The sequence below is a fragment of the Streptomyces sp. NPDC018000 genome, assembly GCF_044328025.1.
Lineage (GTDB): Bacteria > Actinomycetota > Actinomycetes > Streptomycetales > Streptomycetaceae > Streptomyces.
The window spans coordinates 35,902-54,429 of sequence record NZ_JBIRGM010000021.1 but is presented as its reverse complement, the minus strand read 5'-3'; the positions used below and the strand labels follow the sequence as shown (position 1 = coordinate 54,429).

General features: G+C 70.2%; 17 protein-coding genes and 1 pseudogene. 7 read left to right on the top strand and 11 right to left on the bottom strand.

Annotation, left to right across the window (positions count from 1 at the left end; genetic code table 11):
- Positions 1 to 45: 45 nt before the first annotated feature.
- From ACH4EW_RS27790 to ACH4EW_RS27750, 9 genes are all read right to left on the bottom strand, one after another.
- A complete protein-coding gene (locus ACH4EW_RS27790) occupies positions 46 to 1,302 on the bottom strand; it encodes an MFS transporter (protein WP_398261477.1) in 1,257 nt (418 codons plus the stop codon).
- 560 nt (positions 1,303 to 1,862) lie between these two features.
- Positions 1,863 to 2,876 carry an aldo/keto reductase gene (locus tag ACH4EW_RS27785; protein ID WP_398261531.1) on the bottom strand — a complete coding sequence of 338 codons (1,014 nt, stop codon included), beginning with the start codon at positions 2,874 to 2,876 and terminating at the stop codon, positions 1,863 to 1,865.
- 11 nt (positions 2,877 to 2,887) lie between these two features.
- Positions 2,888 to 3,862: a Gfo/Idh/MocA family oxidoreductase gene (locus tag ACH4EW_RS27780; protein WP_398261475.1), complete on the bottom strand. Its 975-nt coding sequence runs from the start codon at positions 3,860 to 3,862 to the stop codon at positions 2,888 to 2,890.
- A gap of 1 nt (position 3,863) precedes the next feature.
- Positions 3,864 to 5,171, bottom strand: a complete 1,308-nt coding sequence (gene ligA / locus ACH4EW_RS27775) for a protocatechuate 4,5-dioxygenase subunit alpha (protein WP_398261473.1) — start codon at positions 5,169 to 5,171, stop codon at positions 3,864 to 3,866.
- 25 nt (positions 5,172 to 5,196) lie between these two features.
- A complete protein-coding gene (locus ACH4EW_RS27770; protein WP_398261471.1) occupies positions 5,197 to 6,117 on the bottom strand; it encodes an amidohydrolase family protein in 921 nt (306 codons plus the stop codon).
- Between the two features lie 2 nt (positions 6,118 to 6,119).
- Entirely contained in the window at positions 6,120 to 6,809 is a 690-nt protein-coding gene (gene ligK / locus ACH4EW_RS27765) for a 4-carboxy-4-hydroxy-2-oxoadipate aldolase/oxaloacetate decarboxylase (RefSeq protein WP_398261469.1), read from the bottom strand.
- A 17-nt stretch (positions 6,810 to 6,826) separates the two neighbouring features.
- Entirely contained in the window at positions 6,827 to 7,852 is a 1,026-nt protein-coding gene (locus tag ACH4EW_RS27760; protein WP_398261467.1) for an amidohydrolase family protein, read from the bottom strand.
- A gap of 31 nt (positions 7,853 to 7,883) precedes the next feature.
- On the bottom strand, positions 7,884 to 9,095 hold the full coding sequence (locus tag ACH4EW_RS27755; protein ID WP_398261465.1) for a 4-hydroxybenzoate 3-monooxygenase: 1,212 nt from the start codon (positions 9,093 to 9,095) through the stop codon (positions 7,884 to 7,886).
- Between the two features lie 97 nt (positions 9,096 to 9,192).
- Complete coding sequence (locus tag ACH4EW_RS27750; protein WP_398261463.1) at positions 9,193 to 9,921, bottom strand: IclR family transcriptional regulator; 729 nt, start codon at positions 9,919 to 9,921, stop codon at positions 9,193 to 9,195.
- Between the two features lie 118 nt (positions 9,922 to 10,039).
- Between ACH4EW_RS27750 and ACH4EW_RS27745 the strand changes: the two genes are divergently transcribed.
- From ACH4EW_RS27745 to ACH4EW_RS27735, 3 genes and pseudogenes are all read left to right on the top strand, one after another.
- Positions 10,040 to 10,756, top strand: coding sequence for a substrate-binding domain-containing protein (locus tag ACH4EW_RS27745; RefSeq protein ID WP_398261461.1), 717 nt, complete (start codon positions 10,040 to 10,042; stop codon positions 10,754 to 10,756).
- A 179-nt stretch (positions 10,757 to 10,935) separates the two neighbouring features.
- Positions 10,936 to 11,086: pseudogene (locus ACH4EW_RS27740) on the top strand (transposase); the annotation flags it as partial.
- Between the two features lie 381 nt (positions 11,087 to 11,467).
- Positions 11,468 to 12,640 carry an acyl-CoA dehydrogenase family protein gene (locus tag ACH4EW_RS27735; RefSeq protein ID WP_398261459.1) on the top strand — a complete coding sequence of 391 codons (1,173 nt, stop codon included), beginning with the start codon at positions 11,468 to 11,470 and terminating at the stop codon, positions 12,638 to 12,640.
- Between the two features lie 464 nt (positions 12,641 to 13,104).
- Here ACH4EW_RS27735 and ACH4EW_RS27730 read toward each other — a convergent pair whose 3' ends face one another.
- Positions 13,105 to 13,503, bottom strand: a complete 399-nt coding sequence (locus tag ACH4EW_RS27730; RefSeq protein ID WP_398261457.1) for a hypothetical protein — start codon at positions 13,501 to 13,503, stop codon at positions 13,105 to 13,107.
- 203 nt (positions 13,504 to 13,706) lie between these two features.
- Between ACH4EW_RS27730 and ACH4EW_RS27725 the strand changes: the two genes are divergently transcribed.
- The 4 genes from ACH4EW_RS27725 (at position 13,707) to fxsA (ending at position 17,820) form a co-directional block, all read left to right on the top strand.
- Positions 13,707 to 14,147: an Lrp/AsnC family transcriptional regulator gene (locus tag ACH4EW_RS27725; RefSeq protein WP_398261455.1), complete on the top strand. Its 441-nt coding sequence runs from the start codon at positions 13,707 to 13,709 to the stop codon at positions 14,145 to 14,147.
- Positions 14,148 to 14,193: 46 nt separating this feature from the next.
- The gene (locus tag ACH4EW_RS27720; RefSeq protein WP_398261453.1) at positions 14,194 to 15,840 is read left to right on the top strand and encodes an amidohydrolase; all 1,647 of its coding nucleotides are present in this window, start codon (positions 14,194 to 14,196) and stop codon (positions 15,838 to 15,840) included.
- Between the two features lie 539 nt (positions 15,841 to 16,379).
- A complete protein-coding gene (locus tag ACH4EW_RS27715) occupies positions 16,380 to 17,147 on the top strand; it encodes a polyprenol monophosphomannose synthase (RefSeq protein WP_398261451.1) in 768 nt (255 codons plus the stop codon).
- 85 nt (positions 17,148 to 17,232) lie between these two features.
- The gene (gene fxsA / locus ACH4EW_RS27710) at positions 17,233 to 17,820 is read left to right on the top strand and encodes an FxsA family membrane protein (RefSeq protein ID WP_398261449.1); all 588 of its coding nucleotides are present in this window, start codon (positions 17,233 to 17,235) and stop codon (positions 17,818 to 17,820) included.
- Positions 17,821 to 18,078: 258 nt separating this feature from the next.
- On the opposite strand, the gene ACH4EW_RS27705 is transcribed toward fxsA, so the two are convergent.
- Positions 18,079 to 18,453: an RNA polymerase-binding protein RbpA gene (locus ACH4EW_RS27705; RefSeq protein ID WP_007262928.1), complete on the bottom strand. Its 375-nt coding sequence runs from the start codon at positions 18,451 to 18,453 to the stop codon at positions 18,079 to 18,081.
- Positions 18,454 to 18,528 lie beyond the last annotated feature (75 nt).

The following is an 18,528-nucleotide window of genomic DNA, read 5'->3' as shown; positions in this document are numbered from 1 at the left end:
GGGAGCCCGTACCGCTGCACGGGGGTGGCGCTGGTCAGGGGTGCGTCAGGCGGCGGGCGCGACGGCCTCCGCCTGTGGGTTCGCTGCTCGGCGCGGCAGGGTGAGTACGGCCAGGAAACCGAGGACCGCGACCACGGCGAAGAAGTAGAAGCCCCACGGGTGGCCAATGCCGGCCGTGACCAGGGCACCGGTGATCGACGGGCCGACGATCGAGCCGATCCGGCCTATGCCCGAGGCGGAGCCGAGGGCGGTGCCGCGGATGGAGGCCGGGTAGAAGTTCGTCACGTAGGCGTAGACGAGCACCTGGGCCGAGAAGACGAACATGCCGGTGAGGAAGACGACGAGGTTGAGCAGGGTGTCGCTCTCCACTTTGAAGCTCAGACACGTGAGCATGACCGCCGAGACCCCGAACCAGCCCAGTGTGGTGCCTTTGATGCCTCGCCGGTCGGCGACGAAGCCGCCGATGAGCAGGCCGACGACGCCGCCGATGTTGAGTACGAGGAGCTGGGTGACGGCCGTGGAGACGGGGTAGCCGGCGTCGTTCATGAGCTTGGGCAGCCAGGTGTTGAGGCCGTAGACCAGCAGCAGCCCCATGAAGGAGGCGACCCAGATGCCGATGCTCGCGCGGAGGTAGGCGGACTTGAACAGTTCGGTGAACGGAACGCGCTGGGACCCGTGTGCGTCCTTGGCGCGGACGAAGGCCTCCGACTCCGGCAGGCGGAACCACTGGATGGCTGCAACGACGAAGCCGGCGGCGCCGAGGATGTAGAAGAGAATCTCCCAGTTGTCGGTCACCTGCAGGGCCAGAAGCGAGGTGATCACGGCACCGGTGTGGTAGCCCGTCATCGTCAGCGTGCTGGCTCGCGCTCGCTGCTTGGTCGGCATGTGCTCGGCCATCATCGTGAGCGAAACCGGCATGCAGGCACCGAGGCCCACGCCGGCGATGAGGCGGAGTACGGCGAACATCGCGACGGAGCCGGCCAGTGGCACCAGGATGGTGAAGAGCGAGAACAGCAACACGGACCCGATGAGCAGATAGCGTCGCCCCAGCCGGTCGGCCAGCGGGCCGACGCAGACCGCGCCGATGGCCACGCCGACGAGTGAGAGCGTGGCGATGGTGGTCGCGTCGCCCGCGGTCATACCGAGGTGGTGGGTCTTGAGCAGGGTTGGGATGATGGCGCCGAGAACCACGAGGTCGTAGCCCTCGAGCATGACCGTGATCCAGCACAGGATCACCGTCCAGGCATCGCGTTTGGCGGCGCCGGTCTGCGTCGGCGTGTGGGACGAGGTGACGGGTGGCATCGTGAGATTCCTCCAGGGGACGGGTGCGCGACAGCTCCAGGGGGTGGGTGCGCGATAGAGGGTCGGGGTGCGGAAGAGCGGGGTCGGAACGGGTAGTCGGCGATGTACGGGCGGACCGTGACCCACTGGGTCTCGGGGGCCTCGACGACGGCCTGGCCGACCGAGCCGTCGGTCCGGGCGCTGAGAGAGCAGGGCACGCAACTCCTCGACACCGGTGACATGGTGGGAGCGGATGCCATAGCCCCGCGATGCGGGTGAAGTCCAGCCCGGGATGTCCGGGCCGGGGACGTCCGGCACGCCGAGGAGCCGCTGAACCATGCCCCGTACGTCCCGTTGCGTCGCTGCTCGGCAGGCGTGGAAGCGCTCGTCTGCGGGCAGGGCGCGCACCGCAGGCGGATCCACGGCTCAGGCCGGGCCGCGATTCCGATGGGGGAGAGCGGGCACAGGGGTCCTGGCCCGCCGCTCCGTTTGCGAGCCGAGCGAAATCGCCTTCACCTCCGGTCCTGTTGCTCCGATGGGCGGTGAATCTCCGCGCGACTCATTCGAATCGAAGGTTGAGTTCAGCCCGCCCTCCCGCAGCGCTCCGTGTTGATCTCCGCCAGGGTGGTCTCGTTGTAACGGGCCCCGTGTACGGTCGCGGCGTTCAGCACCTGTCCTGCCCGATCGAGAACGTCGCCGGGTATGCCGAGGTCGAGGACGGACATGTTCTCCCGCAGGTGTTCGACCGACCTGGTGCCCGGGATGGCCAGGACGTGCTCGCCACGCGACAGCACCCACGCGAGCGCCAGCTGGGTCAGCGTGCAGCCGGCGTCGCGGGCGATCACTTCGAGCTGGGTTCGCAGACCCAGGTTCGCGGGATAGTTCGCCCCGCCGAAGCGGGGCATGTTCCGCCGGATGTCCTTGTCCACCAGTGCCGCGGGGTCGGGCGGCAAGGTGGTGAGGAAGCCGCGGGCCAGCGGGCTGAAAGCCACCAGCGCCACGCCGAGCTCGGCCGCCGCAGCGAGCGTCCCCTGCTCGGGGTTGCGCGACCAGAGGCTGTACTCGTTCTGCAGTGCCGCGATGGGATGTACGGCGTGCGCCCGGCGCAGCGTCTCGGCGGAGACCTCGGAAAGCCCGAGCGTGCGTACCTTCCCGGCCTCGACGAGTTCGGCCATCGCCCCGACGCTCTCCTCGACCGGGACCTTCCGGTCGAGGCGGTGCAGATAGTAGAGGTCGATGACATCGGTCTTCAGCCGGGCCAGTGCCTCGTCGGCGGTACGCCGGATGGTCTCGGGGCGGCCGTCGATGACGCGCTGCCCGTCGACGCCGGTCATCCCGCACTTGCTGGCCAGCACGATCCGGTCCCGGTGGCCGGCGAGCACATGGCCGACCAGCTCCTCGTTGGCGCCGAAGCCGTAGAGCGCGGCCGTGTCGAAGAGCGTGACGCCCTCCTCCACAGCCGTGCGCAGCAGATGCTCGGCGGCCTTCCGCGTGGGCGGGACACCGTAGGCGTGGCTGACGTTCATGCAGCCCAGCCCGATCGCCGGGACCTCGAACGGCCCGATCCGGCGCGGCGCGCGGCCCGGGCTCGCCATTTCCACCGCGGTCACGCGCTCGAGGCAGCGGCGAGCTGCTCCTCGAGGGCCGCCAGCGTCCGGTAGCAGGGCATCACCGCGGCGATGGAGGAGTTCGGCTCGCGGCCCTCGCGGATGGCGGCGACGAACTCGCGGTCCTGGAGCTCGATGCCGTCCATGGACACGTCGACCCCGCTCACGTCGATCGGCTCGTCCTTGCCGGTGACCAGGTCGTCGTACCGGGCGAGGTAGGTGCCGGTGTCGCCGATGTAGCGGAAGAACGTGCCGAGCGGCCCGTCGTTGTTGAACGACAGCGACAGCGTGCAGATCGCGCCGTTCTCCGCGCGCAGCTGAATCGACATGTCCATGGCGATGCCGAGTTCGGGGTGGATCGGCCCCTGGATCGCGTTGGCCTGCACGACCGGCGACCCGGTCTGGTAGGCGAACAGGTCGACGGTGTGCGCGGCGTGGTGCCACAGCAGGTGGTCGGTCCACGACCGCGGCTGGCCGAGGGCGTTGAGGTTCTTGCGGCGGAAGAAGTACGTCTGCACATCCATCTGCTGGATGTTGTACTCGCCGGCCTCGATCCGCTGCCGCACCCACTGGTGGCTCGGGTTGAAGCGGCGCGTGTGCCCCACCATCGCGACGAGTCCGGTGCGCTGCTGCGCCTCCAGGCAGGCTTCGGCGTCGGCCAGCGAGTCGGCCAGCGGGATTTCGACCTGGACGTGCTTGCCCGCCTCCAGACAGGCGATCGTCTGCGCGGCGTGCATGTGCGTGGGCGTGGCGAGGATGACGGCGTCGACGTCGTCCATCGCCAGCACCTCGTCGAGGGTCGCGACGCCGCGCCCCACGCCCTGCTCCTCGGCGAACCTCTGGGCCCTTTCGAGGGTGCTGCTCACCACAGCGGTCACCTCGACGCCCTTGATCCGCTTGAGCGCGGCCGCGTGCTTGGCACCGAAGGCGCCGCCCCCGGCCAGGGCGATCCGGACGGTCTGCTCGTCAGTCATGTCACTCCTTAGCGGCGGGCGCCTCGGCCCGCGGGTGGTTCTCGAGGATCAGGTGGCCGACGGCGGTGTTGGACGCCGGCACATGGTAGAAGCGGTGCTTGACTTCGACCTCGCCGGAGCCGTCGATGTCGCTCATCGCCCCGCGGGCGATCAGCCACATGACCAGCTCGATGCCCTCCGAGCCCGCCTCCTCGACGTACTCCAGGTGCGGCACCTGCGACAGCCCGGCCGGGTCCTCGATCAGCTTGTCGAGGAAGGCGTTGTCCCACTCGCGGTTGATGAGGCCGGCGCGGGGACCCTGCAACTGGTGGCTCATGCCACCGGTACCCCACACCTGGACGTTCAACGGCTTGTCGTAGGACTCGATCGCCTTGCGCAGCGACTGGCCGAGCCTGAAGCACCTGGCGCCCGAGGGCACCGGGTACTGCACCACGTTGACGTGGAACGGGATGACCTTGCACGGCCACTTCTCGACGTCCCCGAACATCAGCGACAGGGGGACGGTCAGGCCGTGGTCGACGGTCATCTCGTTGACGAGGGTGAGGTCGAATTCGTCCTGGATGAGCGAGTGCGCGATGTGCGCGGCCAGGTCGGGGTCGCCCTCGATGCCCGGCACCGGCCGGGGCCCGTAGCCCTCGTCGGCGGTGGGGTAGGCCGCGCCGGTGCCGAGCACGAAGGTCGGGATCAGCGACAGGTCGAACGAGGTGGCGTGGTCGTTGTAGACCAGGAACACCACGTCGGGGATGTTCTCCTTCTCCCACTGCTTGGAGAACTCGTACCCCTCGAAGAGCGGCTTCCAGTACGGCTCGTCGGTCTTGCCGTGGTCCAGCGCCGCGCCGATCGCCGGCACGTGCGAGGTGAAGACCGCGCCGGTGATCGCGGCGTGCTCGGCCGGCGGCGTCGGGTCGGCGTACGCCGCGTCGAGGACGGCATGGTCGATCCGGTTGCCCTCGACGGACCGGCCGCCGCCGATCATCATGTCCCGGTATTCCTGCTCGGACATGCCGGTCATCGAGCCCGCCATCTGCTGGAACGACAGCCCCAGCGTCGCGCCCCACTTCGCGAGGAAGTAGATGTTGCCGCCCTCGCGCATCGCGGCGTTGAGGTCGCCGTCGAGCAGCGCCTGCTTCTGCGCTTCGCGCAGGGGCCACTCATCCAGGTAGGCGCGCTGGTCCGCGAGGAAACGCTCGCGGTTCTCCGCCTTCATCAGCGACATGCAGAACTGGTTGAGGTGGTACCCCTTGGCGGACTGCTCGGCGTCGAAGATGGTCGTCCCCGGGACCAGTTTGTAGCTCTTGTCCAGTGCCATGGTGGGCCTCCAATCGTATGGCGGGTCAGTCGGTGTCCGGCCAGTAGAGGCGCATCGGGTTGTCGACGAGGAGCTTGTGCCGCAGCTCCGGCGTCGGTGCGATGTGCGGGATGAAGTCGACGAGCAGGCCGTCGTCGGGCATGTGGTCGGTGAGGTTCGGGTGCGGCCAGTCCGTGCCCCACAGCACCCGGTCGGGGAATTCCTCGACCACGCGCCGGGCGAACGGGACGACGTCGCGGTAGGCCTCCCGCTCCCCGACGAGGGCCGGAGGGCCGCTCACGGACAGCCGTTCCGGGCAGGTCACCTTGCACCAGATGTCGGGCCTCGCCCGCATGAAGTCCAGGAACGCCTCGAACTCCGGGCCGTCCGGGGCCTTGTCGACATCGGGCCGGCCCATGTGGTCGATGACCAGCGGCACCGGGATCGCGAGGAAGAAGTCGCGCAGGTCGGCGAGGTCGGCCGCCTCGAAGTAGACGACGACGTGCCAGCCGTACGGCTTGATCCGCTCGACGACGTCCCACAGGTCCTGCCGCGGTGCCGCGTCTACGAGCCGCTTGACGAAGTTGAACCGCACGCCGCGGACGCCGGCCTCGTGCAGCTCCCGCAACTCCGCGTCCGAGATCCCCGGCCGCACCGTCGCGACGCCCCGGGCCAGGCATCCCGAGGCCCGCAGGGCGTCGGCCATGGCGCTGTTGTCGGCGCCGTGGCAGGTCGCCTGGACCACGACGTTGCGGGCGAAGCCCAGGTGGTCCCGCAACTCGAAGAGCTGGTCCTTGGACGCGTCGCACGGGGTGTACTTGCGTTCGGGGGCGAACGGGAACTCGGCCCCCGGGCCGAAGACGTGGCAGTGCGCGTCGACGGCGCCCTCGGGCAGCACAAACCGCGGCCGGGTCGGGCCGGCGTACCAGTCCAGCCAGCCGGGGGTCTTCTCGATGATCTCGGTCATCCTCAGTCCTCGTAGCGCAGGCCGAGCTCGGCCAGCGGGCCGCGCATGCCATACATGTCCAGGCCGAGATCGCCCGCGCGGAACTGCGCGCGCTTGCCCTCTTCGTTGGCCTCGCGCTTGGCCGACGCCTCGGCGACCTCGGCGGCCCGCTCGCGCGGCACCACGACGACACCGTCGATGTCCGCCACGACGACGTCGCCGGGCCGGACCAGGGCGTTGGCGCAGACCACCGGCACGTTGACCGAGCCGAGCGTGGCCTTGACGGTGCCCTTGGCGTTGACCGCCCGCGAGAAGACCGGGAAGTCCATGTCCTCCAGGTCGGCCACGTCGCGCACGCCGCCGTCGATGACCAGGCCCTTGCAGCCGCGGGCGCGGAACGAGGTGGCGAGCAGTTCGCCGAAGAAGCCGTCCTCGCTCTCGGTCGTGCAGGCCGCGACCACGACGTCGCCTTCCCGGATCTGCTCGGCGGCGACGTGCATCATCCAGTTGTCGCCGGGCTGCAGCAGCACGGTCACCGCCGTGCCGCACAGGCGGGCCTTCGGGTAGACCCCGCGCATGTAGGGGCGCATCAGCCCCACCCGGCCCATGGCCTCGTGGATCGTCGCCACGCCGAACGCCGACAGTGCGGCGACAGCCTCGGGATCGGCGCGGGTGATCGCCGTGTGGACGACGCCGATCTCGGTGTGCTCCATGCGTTCTTCTCCTGGGATCAGTGGCCGGCCGCGGCGAGGCGGGCGGCGAGTCGGGGGTAGACGCGGAGGGCGTTGCCGGAGCAGACGGCGGCCCGTTCCTCGTCGGAGAGGTTCGAGGTGGCCTCGACGTACCGCTTCGTGTCGTCGAAGTAGTGACCGGTGCGCGGGTCGATGTCGCGGACCGCGCCGATCATCTCGCTGGCGAAGAGGACGGACCGGCTGGGGATCACCTGGGTGAGCAGGTCGATGCCGGGCTGGTGGTAGACGCAGGTGTCGAAGAAGACGTTGTCCAGCAGCGTCTCGGGGTCCGGCTTGCCCAGCGCCATCGCCAGGCCGCGGAACCGGCCCCAGTGGTAGGGCACCGCACCGCCGCCGTGCGGGATCACGAAACGCAGCGTCGGGAAATCGGCGAACAGGTCGCCCTGGATCAGCTGCATGAACGCCGTGGTGTCGGCGTTGAGGTAGTGGGCGCCGGTGGTGTGGAATGCCGGGTTGCACGACGTACTGACGTGGATCATGGCGGGGATGTCGTAACCGACCATCGCCTCGTAGATCGGGTACCAGCTGCGGTCGGTCAGCGGCGGAGCGGTCCACCGGCCGCCCGACGGGTCGGGGTTGAGGTTGATGGTCACCGCACCGAGCTCCTCGACCGCACGGCGCAGCTCTGGGAGGCATGTCGCAGGGTCGACGCCCGGCGACTGCGGCAGCATCGCGCCCATCGCGAACCGGTCCGGGTAGAGCGTGCTCACGCGGTGGACCAGGTCGTTGCAGATCCGCGCCCAGACCGAGGAGACCTGGAAGTCGCCGATGTGGTGGGCCATGAAGCTGGCCCGCGGGGAGAAGATCGTCAGGTCGATGCCGCGCTCGTCCATGAGCTGCAGCTGGTTGCTCTCGATCGCCCGGCGCAGGTCGTCGTCGGTGATGACCAGGTCGTCGGGGTCGGGCGCGTTGCCGGGGTGGCCGACAGCCGCCGCCTGCCGGTCCCGCCACTGCGCCAGCTGCGGCGGCGCCGTGGTGAAGTGACCGTGGCAGTCGATGATCATGCTTTCTCTCCTGGTGGTCGTCTGGGGACTGTCAGTGCAGGGTGCTGGTGGGCCAGCCGGTGTACTGCTCGGCGAGGTAGCTGCGGCCGGCGCGGGTGCCCACGACGTTGTCGAGCTCGCCGAGCTGGCGCTGGAGGTCGAACGGCGAGCCGCCCGGCGCGGTGTGCAGCAGCTGGGTCATCCAGTGGGAGAAGTTCTGTGCCCGCCAGACCCGCCGCAGGGCGCGCGGCTGGTAGTCGTTCAGCGCGGCCTCGCCCTCGCGGCCCAGTGCCCGCAGCAGGACGTCGGCAAGCACCTTGACGTCGTGCAGCGCGAGATTGAGCCCGCGGGCGCCGGTCGGCGGCACGGTGTGCGCGGCGTCGCCCGCCAGTGCCATCGAGCCCCAGCGCATCGGCTCCTGCACGAACGAGCGGAACCGCAGCACCGTCTTCTCGAAGATCGGCCCCTCCTTGAGCTGGAAGCCGTCCCCGCCGGCCACCCGGGCCTGGAGCGTCTGCCAGATGCGGTCGTCCGGCCAGGCATCGACGGACTCGTCAGAGGCGCACTGGAAGTACATCCGCTGTACGGTTTCGGTGCGCTGGCTGATCAGCGCGAACCCGTGCTCGGAGTGGGCGTAGATCAGCTCGGGCGCGCTCATCGGCGCCTCGGTCATGATGCCGAACCACGCGAAGGGATACTCCTTGCCGTAGCGCACCCGCCGGTCCTCGGGCAGCAGGTCGCGGCACATGCTGCGCGACCCGTCCGCACCGACCACGTACCGCGCCCGGATCTCGTGGCGCGTCCCGTCCGGCGCGGTGTAGCGGACCCGGGGGCTGTCGGTCGTGATGTCGAGGACCTCGGTGTCCTTGATGCCGAAGTGCACCGTGCCGCCGTCGCGGTCCCGGGCGTCAGCCAGGTCGATGAACACGTCGGTCTGCGGGTAGAGCCACACCGACTCGCCCACCAGCTCCTTGAAGTGGATGCGGTGCGCCCGGCCGCCGAATCGGAGCTCGACGCCCTCGTGCTCGTAGCCCTCGCGCAGGATCCGGTCGGAGACGCCGGTCTCGATCAGGTCCCGGGCCGCGTCAGCCTCGAGGATGCCGGCCCGATGCGTCGCCTCGATCTCGTGCCGGGTGCGAGTGTCGACCGCGATCGCCTCGACCCCCGCGCGGCCGAGCAGGTGCGCCAGCATCAGGCCGGCCGGACCGGCCCCGACGATAGCGACTGGAACTGAGGTGACGGTGTCGATGGCGGTATCGGCCATGGCCTCTCCTGAGCAACTGCGAACGGCTCGAACACCCCGAACGCTGACACCCGGGACCGCGACCGGTCAGTAGTGTTTCCGTCAGGCGGAAGCCTGCTCAGACCGTCGTGTGGGCACGGCGGCCCAGCTCGTCGGAGATCCCGTAAGCAGCTCTCAGGAGTGGCTCCCGCAGCCCGCGCGCACGGCTCGCGGTACGCGCCGCTATGACGATCCCCAAAGCAGCGCTGACCGGCCCCGTCCCGCCGATCCGCACAGGCGCGGCCACCGCGACCGTGTTCTCCGAGAGCTGCCGGTCACTGACGAAGATCTGCTCGCGGCGAATACGGCCCAACTGCGCGCGCAACGTCTTCGGGTCGGTGACGGTGTGCGGGGTCCAGGCTCGCAGCGGCGATTCGAGAACCGCCTCTTGAATGTCCAGGGGTGCATGCGCCAACAGCACGCGCCCCATCCCGGTCGAGCCCATGGGGAACCGGGACCCGACCATCGTCAACAACTCCACCGAGCGGTGCCCGGCGATCCGTTCGACGAAGACAAGCTCGGTTCCCTCACGCACCGCGAGCTGAATGTTCTCGTGCGTCGCCTCGTAGAGGTCCTGCATGAACGGCAGAGCCACATCGCGCAGAATCTGGGTACGGGGGCACCCTGAGGCAATTTCCCACAGCCGCAGCCCGACATGCCACGCCCCGTCCTCCCCGCGCTCGAGCGCTCCCCGCTCTGCCAGTTCCATGACCACTCGGTGCGTGGTACTCAAGGCCAAGCCCGTGCGCTGGGCGATCTGTGACAGCGTTTGCGTCTGGTGCTCGCGATCGAATGCCGAGAGGACCATGAGGACTTTTCCCGCCGCTGTGCTCCCGGTTGTGCTCATGTGGCCAGTCTCCCAGCCCCCGTTCGCCGAGGCGCGCCGACACGTTCGTCGTACCATCGACCAGACACAAGGAGACGACGTGGACCAACAGATCTGTGGGCTGTCCTCGATGGCGACGCGGCTGATTCTGGCCGATCTTTCCGAACACATCCGACTCGCCCACGGGATTCCGGTGCGCTTCGAGTCGGCCGGCGGGGTCGAGATCGCTCGGCGGGTGCGCGAGGGCGCCGAGGCCGACGTGCTCGTGCTTGCCGACGGAGCATTGGCCGAGCTGGAGAGCGAAGGACACCTCGTCAGGGACACGGTGCGCCCGCTATGGATCTCCCAAGTCGTTGCCGCCGTGCCGGAAGGATCACCGGTTCCAGCTCTCGGCTCGGAGTCCGACCTGCAAGCCGCTCTACTGGCGGCGAAGAAGATCGCCTACTCCACCGGACCCAGCGGTACCGCCCTCGTCGATCTGATCACCAGGCTGCATCTCGCCGACACGCTCCGAAACCGGCTTGTCCAAGCTCCACCGGGGGTGCCTGTCGGCAGCCTGCTCACATCCGGTGAAGCAGACCTGGCCTTTCAACAGAACAGCGAACTGATGGACCTGCCAGGCGTTGTCATCATCGGCCCGCTGCCCGGCAACGCCGCTATCAACTCGACGTTCAGCGCAGGCGTACTGGCTTCGTCGAACCAGCCACGTCGTGCCTGCGAATTCCTTGACATTCTCGGCTCCGATGCAGCATTGAAGACCGCCCGTGCCAGAGGCATGCGGGCCCCCTGGGCCGACCCCGGCTGTCCCGGACAGTAGCCCGTGGCGAAAGGGGGCGTGGCGGATGTTGCAGTGGGGCCGCAGGCCGTGGATCCCCTTCGCCAGGGTCGAGTTGGCGCCCTGATAGCCGCGATGGGCCGTCCCCGTCTTCGTGCCACTCATCGGTGACGCCGTCGTCCTGTGGCGTCCGAGTGACTTGACCGGACGAGCGGTGGTCGTTGATCGAGCTCGGTGATCATCGCGTGGAAGGACCGGCACCGCTCGGTGAGCGGCCATCAGGACGCTTACGAGATGCGGGAGATCGTGAACGCGATCCTCTGCCAGGGCCGGACCGGTTGCCAGTGGGCCCGCCTCCCGCACGACCTGCCGCATTGGGCCGTTCCCGGGCCGTGCGGCGCCGACCGGTGTGGACATCGGGCCACGCGGCCTTCGTGGACTTGGCATGAACGCAAGAAGGGCCGGTCACGGCGGAACCATAGATGGACTAGACCAGTGGGACAAATGGTTCGGGCCGGCTCCGGTGATCGCTGCGCTCGCTGCCGAGTCGCTCCCTCACCCCGTGACGGATATCGTCCGATCAGGCATACTCAAGCCGCTACAGCCGCTGGCCAGCGACTCTCGTAATCCGGGAGTCCGGTATCGGTTGGGCAAGCAGTGCTTCTGCGGGCCGTGCCCGGAAGCCCCCGGCGGCGCCGCCCACACCCCGAGCGCGCGACCGCCACAACGCCCGACAGGGAGGAGAGCGCCGTCATGACCGACCGTGCCTTGCAATTGGTGGAACGTCGTCTGCCCACCGAGGAGTCCAGGGAGCTCGTCGCGCTCGTCCGCGACATCGCCCAGCGAGAGATCGCGCCGCGCGCGGCCGAGGAAGAGGACGCGGGCCGGTTCCCGCGCGAAGTCTTCACTCTGCTCTCCGAGTCCGGACTGCTCGGGCTGCCCTACGACTCCGCCCACGGCGGTGGTGACCAGCCGTACGAGGTCTACCTCCAGGTCCTCGAAGAGCTCGCGGCCGCCCGGCTCACCGTCGGTCTCGGTGTCAGCGTCCACTCCCTCGCCTGCCACGCGCTCGCCGGGTACGGCACCGAGGAGCAGCAGGCCGAACACCTCCCGGCGATGCTGGGAGGGGGCCTGCTGGGCGCCTACTGCCTCTCGGAGCCCGCCTCGGGATCCGATGCCGCCTCGCTCCGGACGAAGGCCGTACGGGACGGCGACGACTGGGTCATCACCGGCACCAAGGCATGGATCACCCACGGCGGCATCGCCGACTTCTACACGGTCCTGGCCCGCACCGGGGCCGAGGGCGCCCGCGGTATCACCGCCTTCCTGGTCCCCGGCAACGCCGAGGGGCTGAACGCGGCCGCCCCCGAGAAGAAGATGGGCATGAAGGGTTCGCCCACCGCCCAGCTGAACTTTGACGGCGTACGGGTCGCCGACGCCCGCCGGATCGGTGAGGAGGGGCAGGGCTTCGCGATCGCCCTGTCCGCGCTGGACTCCGGGCGTCTGGGCATCGCCGCCTGCGCGATAGGCGTCGCCCAGGCCGCCCTGAGCGAGGCCGTCGCCTACGCCACCGGGCGGCAGCAGTTCGGCCGGCCCATCGCGGACTTCCAGGGCCTGCGCTTCATGCTCGCCGACATGGCCACCCAGATCGAGGCGGGCCGGGCGCTCTACCTGGAGGCGGCACGACTGCGCGACGAGGGCAAGCCCTTCTCGCGCCAGGCGGCCATGGCCAAGCTGTTCTGTACGGACGCGGCCATGCGGGTGACCACCGACGCGGTCCAGGTGCTCGGCGGATACGGCTATACCCTCGACTTCCCCGTCGAGCGGCTGATGCGCGAGGCCAAGGTGCTGCAGATCGTCGAAGGCACCAATCAGATCCAGCGGATGGTCATCGCGCGCCACCTCGCGGGTCCTGAGACACGGTGACCCGCAGCGGCCGCTCCGACCATACGGGCGTTGTCATGATCCGGTTCCGCTCCTGGTCATGGCGGCCCGGCAGGGTCTGTCCCGTGCTCTCCCAATGACGCAGCAGGGACCGGTAGATGGGCGGATCGGTGGAGTGCGGCGTCGGTCGCGGCGTGGGCCGGGGAGGCATGGGCTGCGGCACCGGCTGTGAACCGGGCTGCGGAACCGATTCTTCGGCGGTCGGAACGGCGAGAAGTCGTCGACCGGGACCGGCCGTTGAGTGCAGCAGGGTCATGCCTGGCCAACGGTGCGTGGCGGGCCGGGGTCACTGCCCGGCCGATTCGAGAGCCCGTTCGCAGGGTCCCCGGGCGGCGGGTTTCTTCGACACCGGGCACCACGGCGGCCGGGCCGTCGTGGTGCAGCGCAGATGTGCCGGATGGGCCCGGACGCGTCCGGGCCGTCCCGCGCAGGTGCGGGAAAGGCCCTCAGGCGGCGTCGCGCCGCATCTGCGGCACCCGCAGCGGGCGCGAGCCGGGGCCGCCGGCGTGCGAGAACGGCTGCGTTCTCCAGTCGAGCCCCTGAGGGAGCGTCAAGAGCAGGGCCGTCTCCTGCTCCTGCAGGTCGAGCGACTCGTCGGCGGGCCGTGCCTGGGACACCGTGCGGCCGGTACCGGCGCAGACCGTCAGAACGAACGGGTTCCACGGAGTCGGGCACAGCGCGTGCTCCGGCAGTACGTCCTCGTCCGCCAGCAGCGCGATCGGCTGCGCGCAGTCCGGGCAGATCACCCGGTACATCTCGAACATGTCGTACGCGTCGGGAGCGGTGTCCTCGACCGGATCAACGGGCTCCGGTTCGGTACGTTCGGTGAGCTTCAGGCTCTGCATGGGAAATTCCCCCCTCGGGTGGGCCGGCAAGGCGCCACGGCCTCGACCACAGCAAGCACTTCCCTTCGCCCATCGGCCGTAACCACGAGAGAGTCGGCTACCCACCCGTAAACCTGTGGCATTCGTCACATGTCCGCCGAGGGTGCCCTTCCGGAGCCCTCACAGCTGTGCCTGGAGGGGCCCGGGGCAATAGGTTGATCCGCATGGAGGAGCTGGACCGGCAGATCGTGGAGTTGCTCGTCAAGGACGGGCGGATGAGCTACACCGACCTGGGCAAGGCCACGGGCCTGTCCACCTCGGCGGTTCATCAGCGTGTCCGCAGGCTGGAGCAGCGCGGGGTGATCCGGGGCTATGCCGCGGTCGTCGACCCCGAGGCCGTCGGCCTGCCGCTCACCGCGTTCATCTCGGTGAAACCTTTCGACCCGAGCGCGCCGGACGACATCGCGGAGCGGCTCGCGGGCGTCCCGGAGCTGGAGGCGTGTCACAGCGTCGCGGGTGACGAGAACTACATCCTGAAGGTGCGTGTCGCGACCCCGCTGGGGCTGGAGCACCTGCTCACCCGGATCCGTTCGCTGGCCGGTGTCTCCACCCGGACCACCGTCGTGCTCTCCACGCCGTACGAGGCCCGGCCCCCGCGGATCTGAGGGGGGCGCGGAACGCGCGGGTCCGGGCAGGCGCGAGACTGGTCCCATGACCGAGAGCGCCGCCCCCCAGAGCGAACACCGCACCGTGCTGCTGCGCGGTGGAGACGTCCACAGCCCCGCCGACCCCTTCGCCACCGCCATGGTGGTCGAACGCGGCCATGTCGCCTGGGTGGGCTCGGAAGGGGCCGCCGACGCCTTCGCGAGCGGCGTCGACGAAGTGATCGACCTCGAAGGCGCGCTGGTCACCCCCGCGTTCACCGACGCCCACGTCCACACCACGTCGACCGGCCTGGCCCTCACCGGCCTCGACCTGGCCGGCGCCCGGAACCTCGACGAGGCACTCGCACTGCTGCGCGCGTACGTGGCGGAGCACCCTGCGGACCGGGTCGTCCTCGGCCACGGCTGGGACGCCACACGCTGGCCGGAGCAACGCCCGCCGTCGCGCGCCGAGCTCGACGCGGCCGCCGGTGGACGGCCGGTCTACCTGCCCCGAATCGATGTGCACTCCGCGGTCGTCACCACCGCCCTGCTCGACCTGGTCCCGGGCGTCACCGGGCTGACCGGGTACCACCCCGACGCCCCGCTGACCGGCGCCGCCCACCACGCGGTGCGCTCCGCGGCACACGGCGCCGTCTCGCCGCAGCAGCGCACCGACGCCCGGCGCGCCGCCCTGCGCCACGCCGCGTCGCTCGGCATCGGCACCGTCCACGAGTGCGGCGGCCCCGACATCTCCGACGAGGAGGACTTCGTCGCGCTGCTCGAGCTCGCCGCCGCGGAGAGCGGACCGCGGGTCTTCGGCTACTGGGCCGAGCAGGTCGGCGACGAGAAGGACGCCCGCCGCATCCGGGAACTCGGTGCGATCGGCGCGGCCGGGGACCTCTTCGTCGACGGCTCGCTCGGCTCGCACACCGCCTGCCTGCACGAGCCGTACGCCGATGGTCCGCCCGGACACACGGGCACCGCCCACCTGGACGCGGCACAGATCGCCGCCCATGTCACCGCCTGCACCGAGGCCGGGCTGCAGGCCGGCTTCCACGCCATCGGCGACGCAGCGGTCTCCGCCGTGGTGGAGGGCGTACGGGCCGCCTCCGACAGGCTCGGCCTGGCCCGGATCCGGGCCGCCAGGCACCGTATCGAGCATGCCGAGATGCTCACCCCCGAGACCGTCGCCGCCTTCGCGGAGCTGGGTCTCACCGCCTCCGTGCAGCCTGCCTTCGACGCGGCCTGGGGTGGCGAGGAGGGCATGTACGCGCAGCGGCTCGGCGTCGAGCGGGCCAGGGCCCTCAACCCGTACGCGGCGCTCCTGCGGGCCGGTGTGCCCCTGGCCTTCGGCTCGGACAGCCCCGTGACCCCGCTGGACCCGTGGGGGGCCGTACGGGCCGCCGCCTTCCATCGCACGCCCGAGCACCGGATCTCCGTGCGGGCCGGCTTCACCGCCCACACCAGGGGTGGCTGGCGGGCCGTCGGCCGCGACGACGCGGGGACCCTGGTACCCGGAGCCTTGGCCGACTACGCGATCTGGCGCACCGCTGACCTGGTGGTCCAGGCCCCGGACGACCGGGTCGCCCGCTGGTCGACCGACCCGAGGTCGGGAACGCCCGGCCTGCCGGATCTCACCCCGGGCGCCGAGCTCCCGGTCTGCCTGAGCACCGCGGTCTTCGGACAAACTGTTTACGTACGGCCGAACGAGTGACGTCCGGACATTTCGTACCGCCGGTCGAAGACGTCCCTGCTCCGTCGCGACCTGCGGATCTTCGCCACTGACCAGGCGAGTTCCGCAAACATTGCAGGTCAGGCGGCTATTGACAGAAAGCGCCCACCGGCCGGTAGGTTCGGCCGGGTCCACCACAGGACATCCGACCGGTTAAACCTCCACGCAGTCGTCGAACGCCGCTGGGTCATGGGGTGGTGTGCCGCACCGGTGCACCACCACTGGCAGCCAGGTTCAGTGCCCGCGCCTCGGGGGCGAGGGAAGGTTTCAGCCGGATGGTAGGTGCGACCCGGGTGGGGCCCGGACGTTCAGTAGACAACGGCTCTAGGGCGACCCGCAGCCAGCGGGTTCCAGGTCGGCCCGAAGGGCGCTGGGCCCCCATCCGTAGTTCCCGTCCGTGGTTCTGTCCGTACTTCCCTCCTTCTGTCCGGGGCGGTTCCCCGCCCCGTCCGACCGCGTCGGTTCGGGCCCCTGCCCGCTGGATATGGTGTGCACCTGCGTACGGACTTAAGGGGCGGTAAGTGAACGACGGCGGTCAGAGGCGATACGGCCCGCTCGGCAGAATCTTGGTGATCATTCCGACCTACAACGAGGCCGAGAACATCAAGCCGATCGTGAGCCGGGTGCGCGCCGCTGTGCCGGAAGCCGACATCCTGGTCGCCGACGACAACAGCCCCGACGGCACCGGCAAGGTCGCCGACGAGCTCGCTTCGGCCGACGACCAGGTCCAGGTGCTGCACCGCAAGAGCAAGGAAGGGCTGGGCGCGGCGTACCTCGCGGGCTTCGACTGGGGCATCGAGCACGGTTACGGCGTGCTCGTGGAGATGGACGCCGACGGCTCTCACCAGCCCGAGGAACTGCCCCGGCTGCTCACCGCGCTCAAGGGCGCCGACCTGGTGCTCGGCTCCCGCTGGGTGCCGGGCGGGCGGGTGGTCAACTGGCCCAAGTCCCGGGAAATGATCTCCCGCGGCGGCAGCACGTACTCCCGGCTCCTTCTCGGGCTGCCGACCAGGGACGTCACGGGCGGCTACCGGGCCTTTCGCGCCGAGACCCTGGAGGGAATCGGCCTCGACCGGGTCGCCTCACAGGGCTACTGCTTCCAGGTCGACCTGGCCCGTCGCGCCATCGGCGCCGGATATCACGTCGTCGAGGTCCCGATCACCTTCGTGGACCGCGAGATCGGCGACTCGAAGATGAGCCGCGACATCCTGGTCGAGGCGCTCTGGAGGGTCACCTCCTGGGGTGTCACCTCCCGTACGAACCGGGTCCTCGGCCGCAAGGCGACCTGAGCCATCGAGGGCGGCGGGCGCCGGTCCGCCGATCGTGATCACCCCCATACGCCGATCGGAGGCCCGTACGGGCACACTGGGGAGCATGACGACCGGCACACCGCCCCCGACCGCCCCGAGGCGCTCACGCGCCCGTACCTTCGTCCCCCTCGCCATTGCCGCCTGGGCGGTGCTGGAGATCTGGCTGCTCACCGTCGTGGCCGACACGGCGGGCGGGTTCACCGTGCTGCTGCTCCTGGTGGCGGGGATCGTGCTCGGCGCGGCGGTGATGAAGCTGGCCGGCCGCCGGGCCTTCCGCAATCTCACCGAGACGCTCCAGCAGATGCCGGGGCAGCCCGGGGCTGCCGCTCCGCACGCCGCACCTGAGGGCAGCAAGGGCAATGGCTTCCTGATGCTGGCCGGGCTGCTGCTGATGATCCCGGGGGTCATCTCGGACGTGGCGGGGCTTGTGCTGCTCGCGCCGCCGGTCCGTTCGATGCTGGGACGCTACGCGGAGCGCTCGGTGGAACGCCGGATGCGTGCAGCCCGCCCCGGCAGCCTCTCCGACGCCTTCCAGCAGGCCCGCATTCACCGGCCGGACGGAAAGATCGTGCAGGGTGAGGTCATCCGCCAGGACGGCACACAGCCGGGCTCCCGGCCCGACGAGGGGCCCCGGCCGCCGCTGACTCCTTGACAGCCGGACCGCGACACGACAGAGCCGCGGGGGGGGGGGCCCGCCCGCGGGCCCGGGGCACCCGCCCCCGCAACCCCCGGGCGGCCCCGGCCCACGCCAACGAGCACCCCCCGCGGGGGCCCGGCGGGGCGTGGCGGGAGGGCCCCGCGCCGCGGGTCCCGCCTCCCCCCCCGCCCCCCCACCCCCCCCCGCGGGGGGCTGGCCACGCCGCCGTCCCGCCCCCCCCCCGCGGCTCTGTCGTATTGCGGTGCTACGCGGTCAGGCAGACTTCCTGCTGTCCCGCGGATGTACGGCGATGTTCATGGCTCCGGAGCGCAGAACCGCCAGCCTCTCGGCCAGCACCTCCTCCAGCTCCTCGCGTGTGCGCCGCTCCATGAGCATGTCCCAGTGCGTACGCGCAGGCTTGCCCTTCTTCTCCTCGGGGCCATCCCCGTCCACCAGGAGTGCCATGGCGCCGCACGCCTTGCACTCCCACTCCGGCGGAATTTCCGCCTCTACCGAGAACGGCATCTCGAATCGATGTCCGTTCTGGCATGCGTACTCCACCGCCTGGCGCGGGGCCAGATCGATGCCGCGGTCCGTCTCGTAGCTGGTAACCACGAGTCGCGTGCCGCGGAGAGCTCGCTCACTCATGAATCGTGCCTCCCGGGCTTGTCGCCCACAGGACAGGTGTCGCTGTCGTCGTCATCCGGTCAACGTCCGGTCGGC

Bases quoted from the DNA above. Each gene is read 5' to 3' on its own strand.
- ACH4EW_RS27790 (WP_398261477.1), bottom strand. From the start codon at position 1,302: ATGCCACCCGTCACCTCGTCCCACACGCCGACGCAGACCGGCGCCGCC.
- ACH4EW_RS27785 (WP_398261531.1), bottom strand. From the start codon at position 2,876: ATGGCGAGCCCGGGCCGCGCGCCGCGCCGGATCGGGCCGTTCGAGGTC.
- ACH4EW_RS27780 (WP_398261475.1), bottom strand. From the start codon at position 3,862: ATGACTGACGAGCAGACCGTCCGGATCGCCCTGGCCGGGGGCGGCGCC.
- ligA (WP_398261473.1), bottom strand. From the start codon at position 5,171: ATGGCACTGGACAAGAGCTACAAACTGGTCCCGGGGACGACCATCTTC.
- ACH4EW_RS27770 (WP_398261471.1), bottom strand. From the start codon at position 6,117: ATGACCGAGATCATCGAGAAGACCCCCGGCTGGCTGGACTGGTACGCC.
- ligK (WP_398261469.1), bottom strand. From the start codon at position 6,809: ATGGAGCACACCGAGATCGGCGTCGTCCACACGGCGATCACCCGCGCC.
- ACH4EW_RS27760 (WP_398261467.1), bottom strand. From the start codon at position 7,852: ATGATCATCGACTGCCACGGTCACTTCACCACGGCGCCGCCGCAGCTG.
- ACH4EW_RS27755 (WP_398261465.1), bottom strand. From the start codon at position 9,095: ATGGCCGATACCGCCATCGACACCGTCACCTCAGTTCCAGTCGCTATC.
- ACH4EW_RS27750 (WP_398261463.1), bottom strand. From the start codon at position 9,921: ATGGTCCTCTCGGCATTCGATCGCGAGCACCAGACGCAAACGCTGTCA.
- ACH4EW_RS27735 (WP_398261459.1), top strand. From the start codon at position 11,468: ATGACCGACCGTGCCTTGCAATTGGTGGAACGTCGTCTGCCCACCGAG.
- ACH4EW_RS27730 (WP_398261457.1), bottom strand. From the start codon at position 13,503: ATGCAGAGCCTGAAGCTCACCGAACGTACCGAACCGGAGCCCGTTGAT.
- ACH4EW_RS27725 (WP_398261455.1), top strand. From the start codon at position 13,707: ATGGAGGAGCTGGACCGGCAGATCGTGGAGTTGCTCGTCAAGGACGGG.
- ACH4EW_RS27720 (WP_398261453.1), top strand. From the start codon at position 14,194: ATGACCGAGAGCGCCGCCCCCCAGAGCGAACACCGCACCGTGCTGCTG.
- fxsA (WP_398261449.1), top strand. From the start codon at position 17,233: ATGACGACCGGCACACCGCCCCCGACCGCCCCGAGGCGCTCACGCGCC.
- ACH4EW_RS27705 (WP_007262928.1), bottom strand. From the start codon at position 18,453: ATGAGTGAGCGAGCTCTCCGCGGCACGCGACTCGTGGTTACCAGCTAC.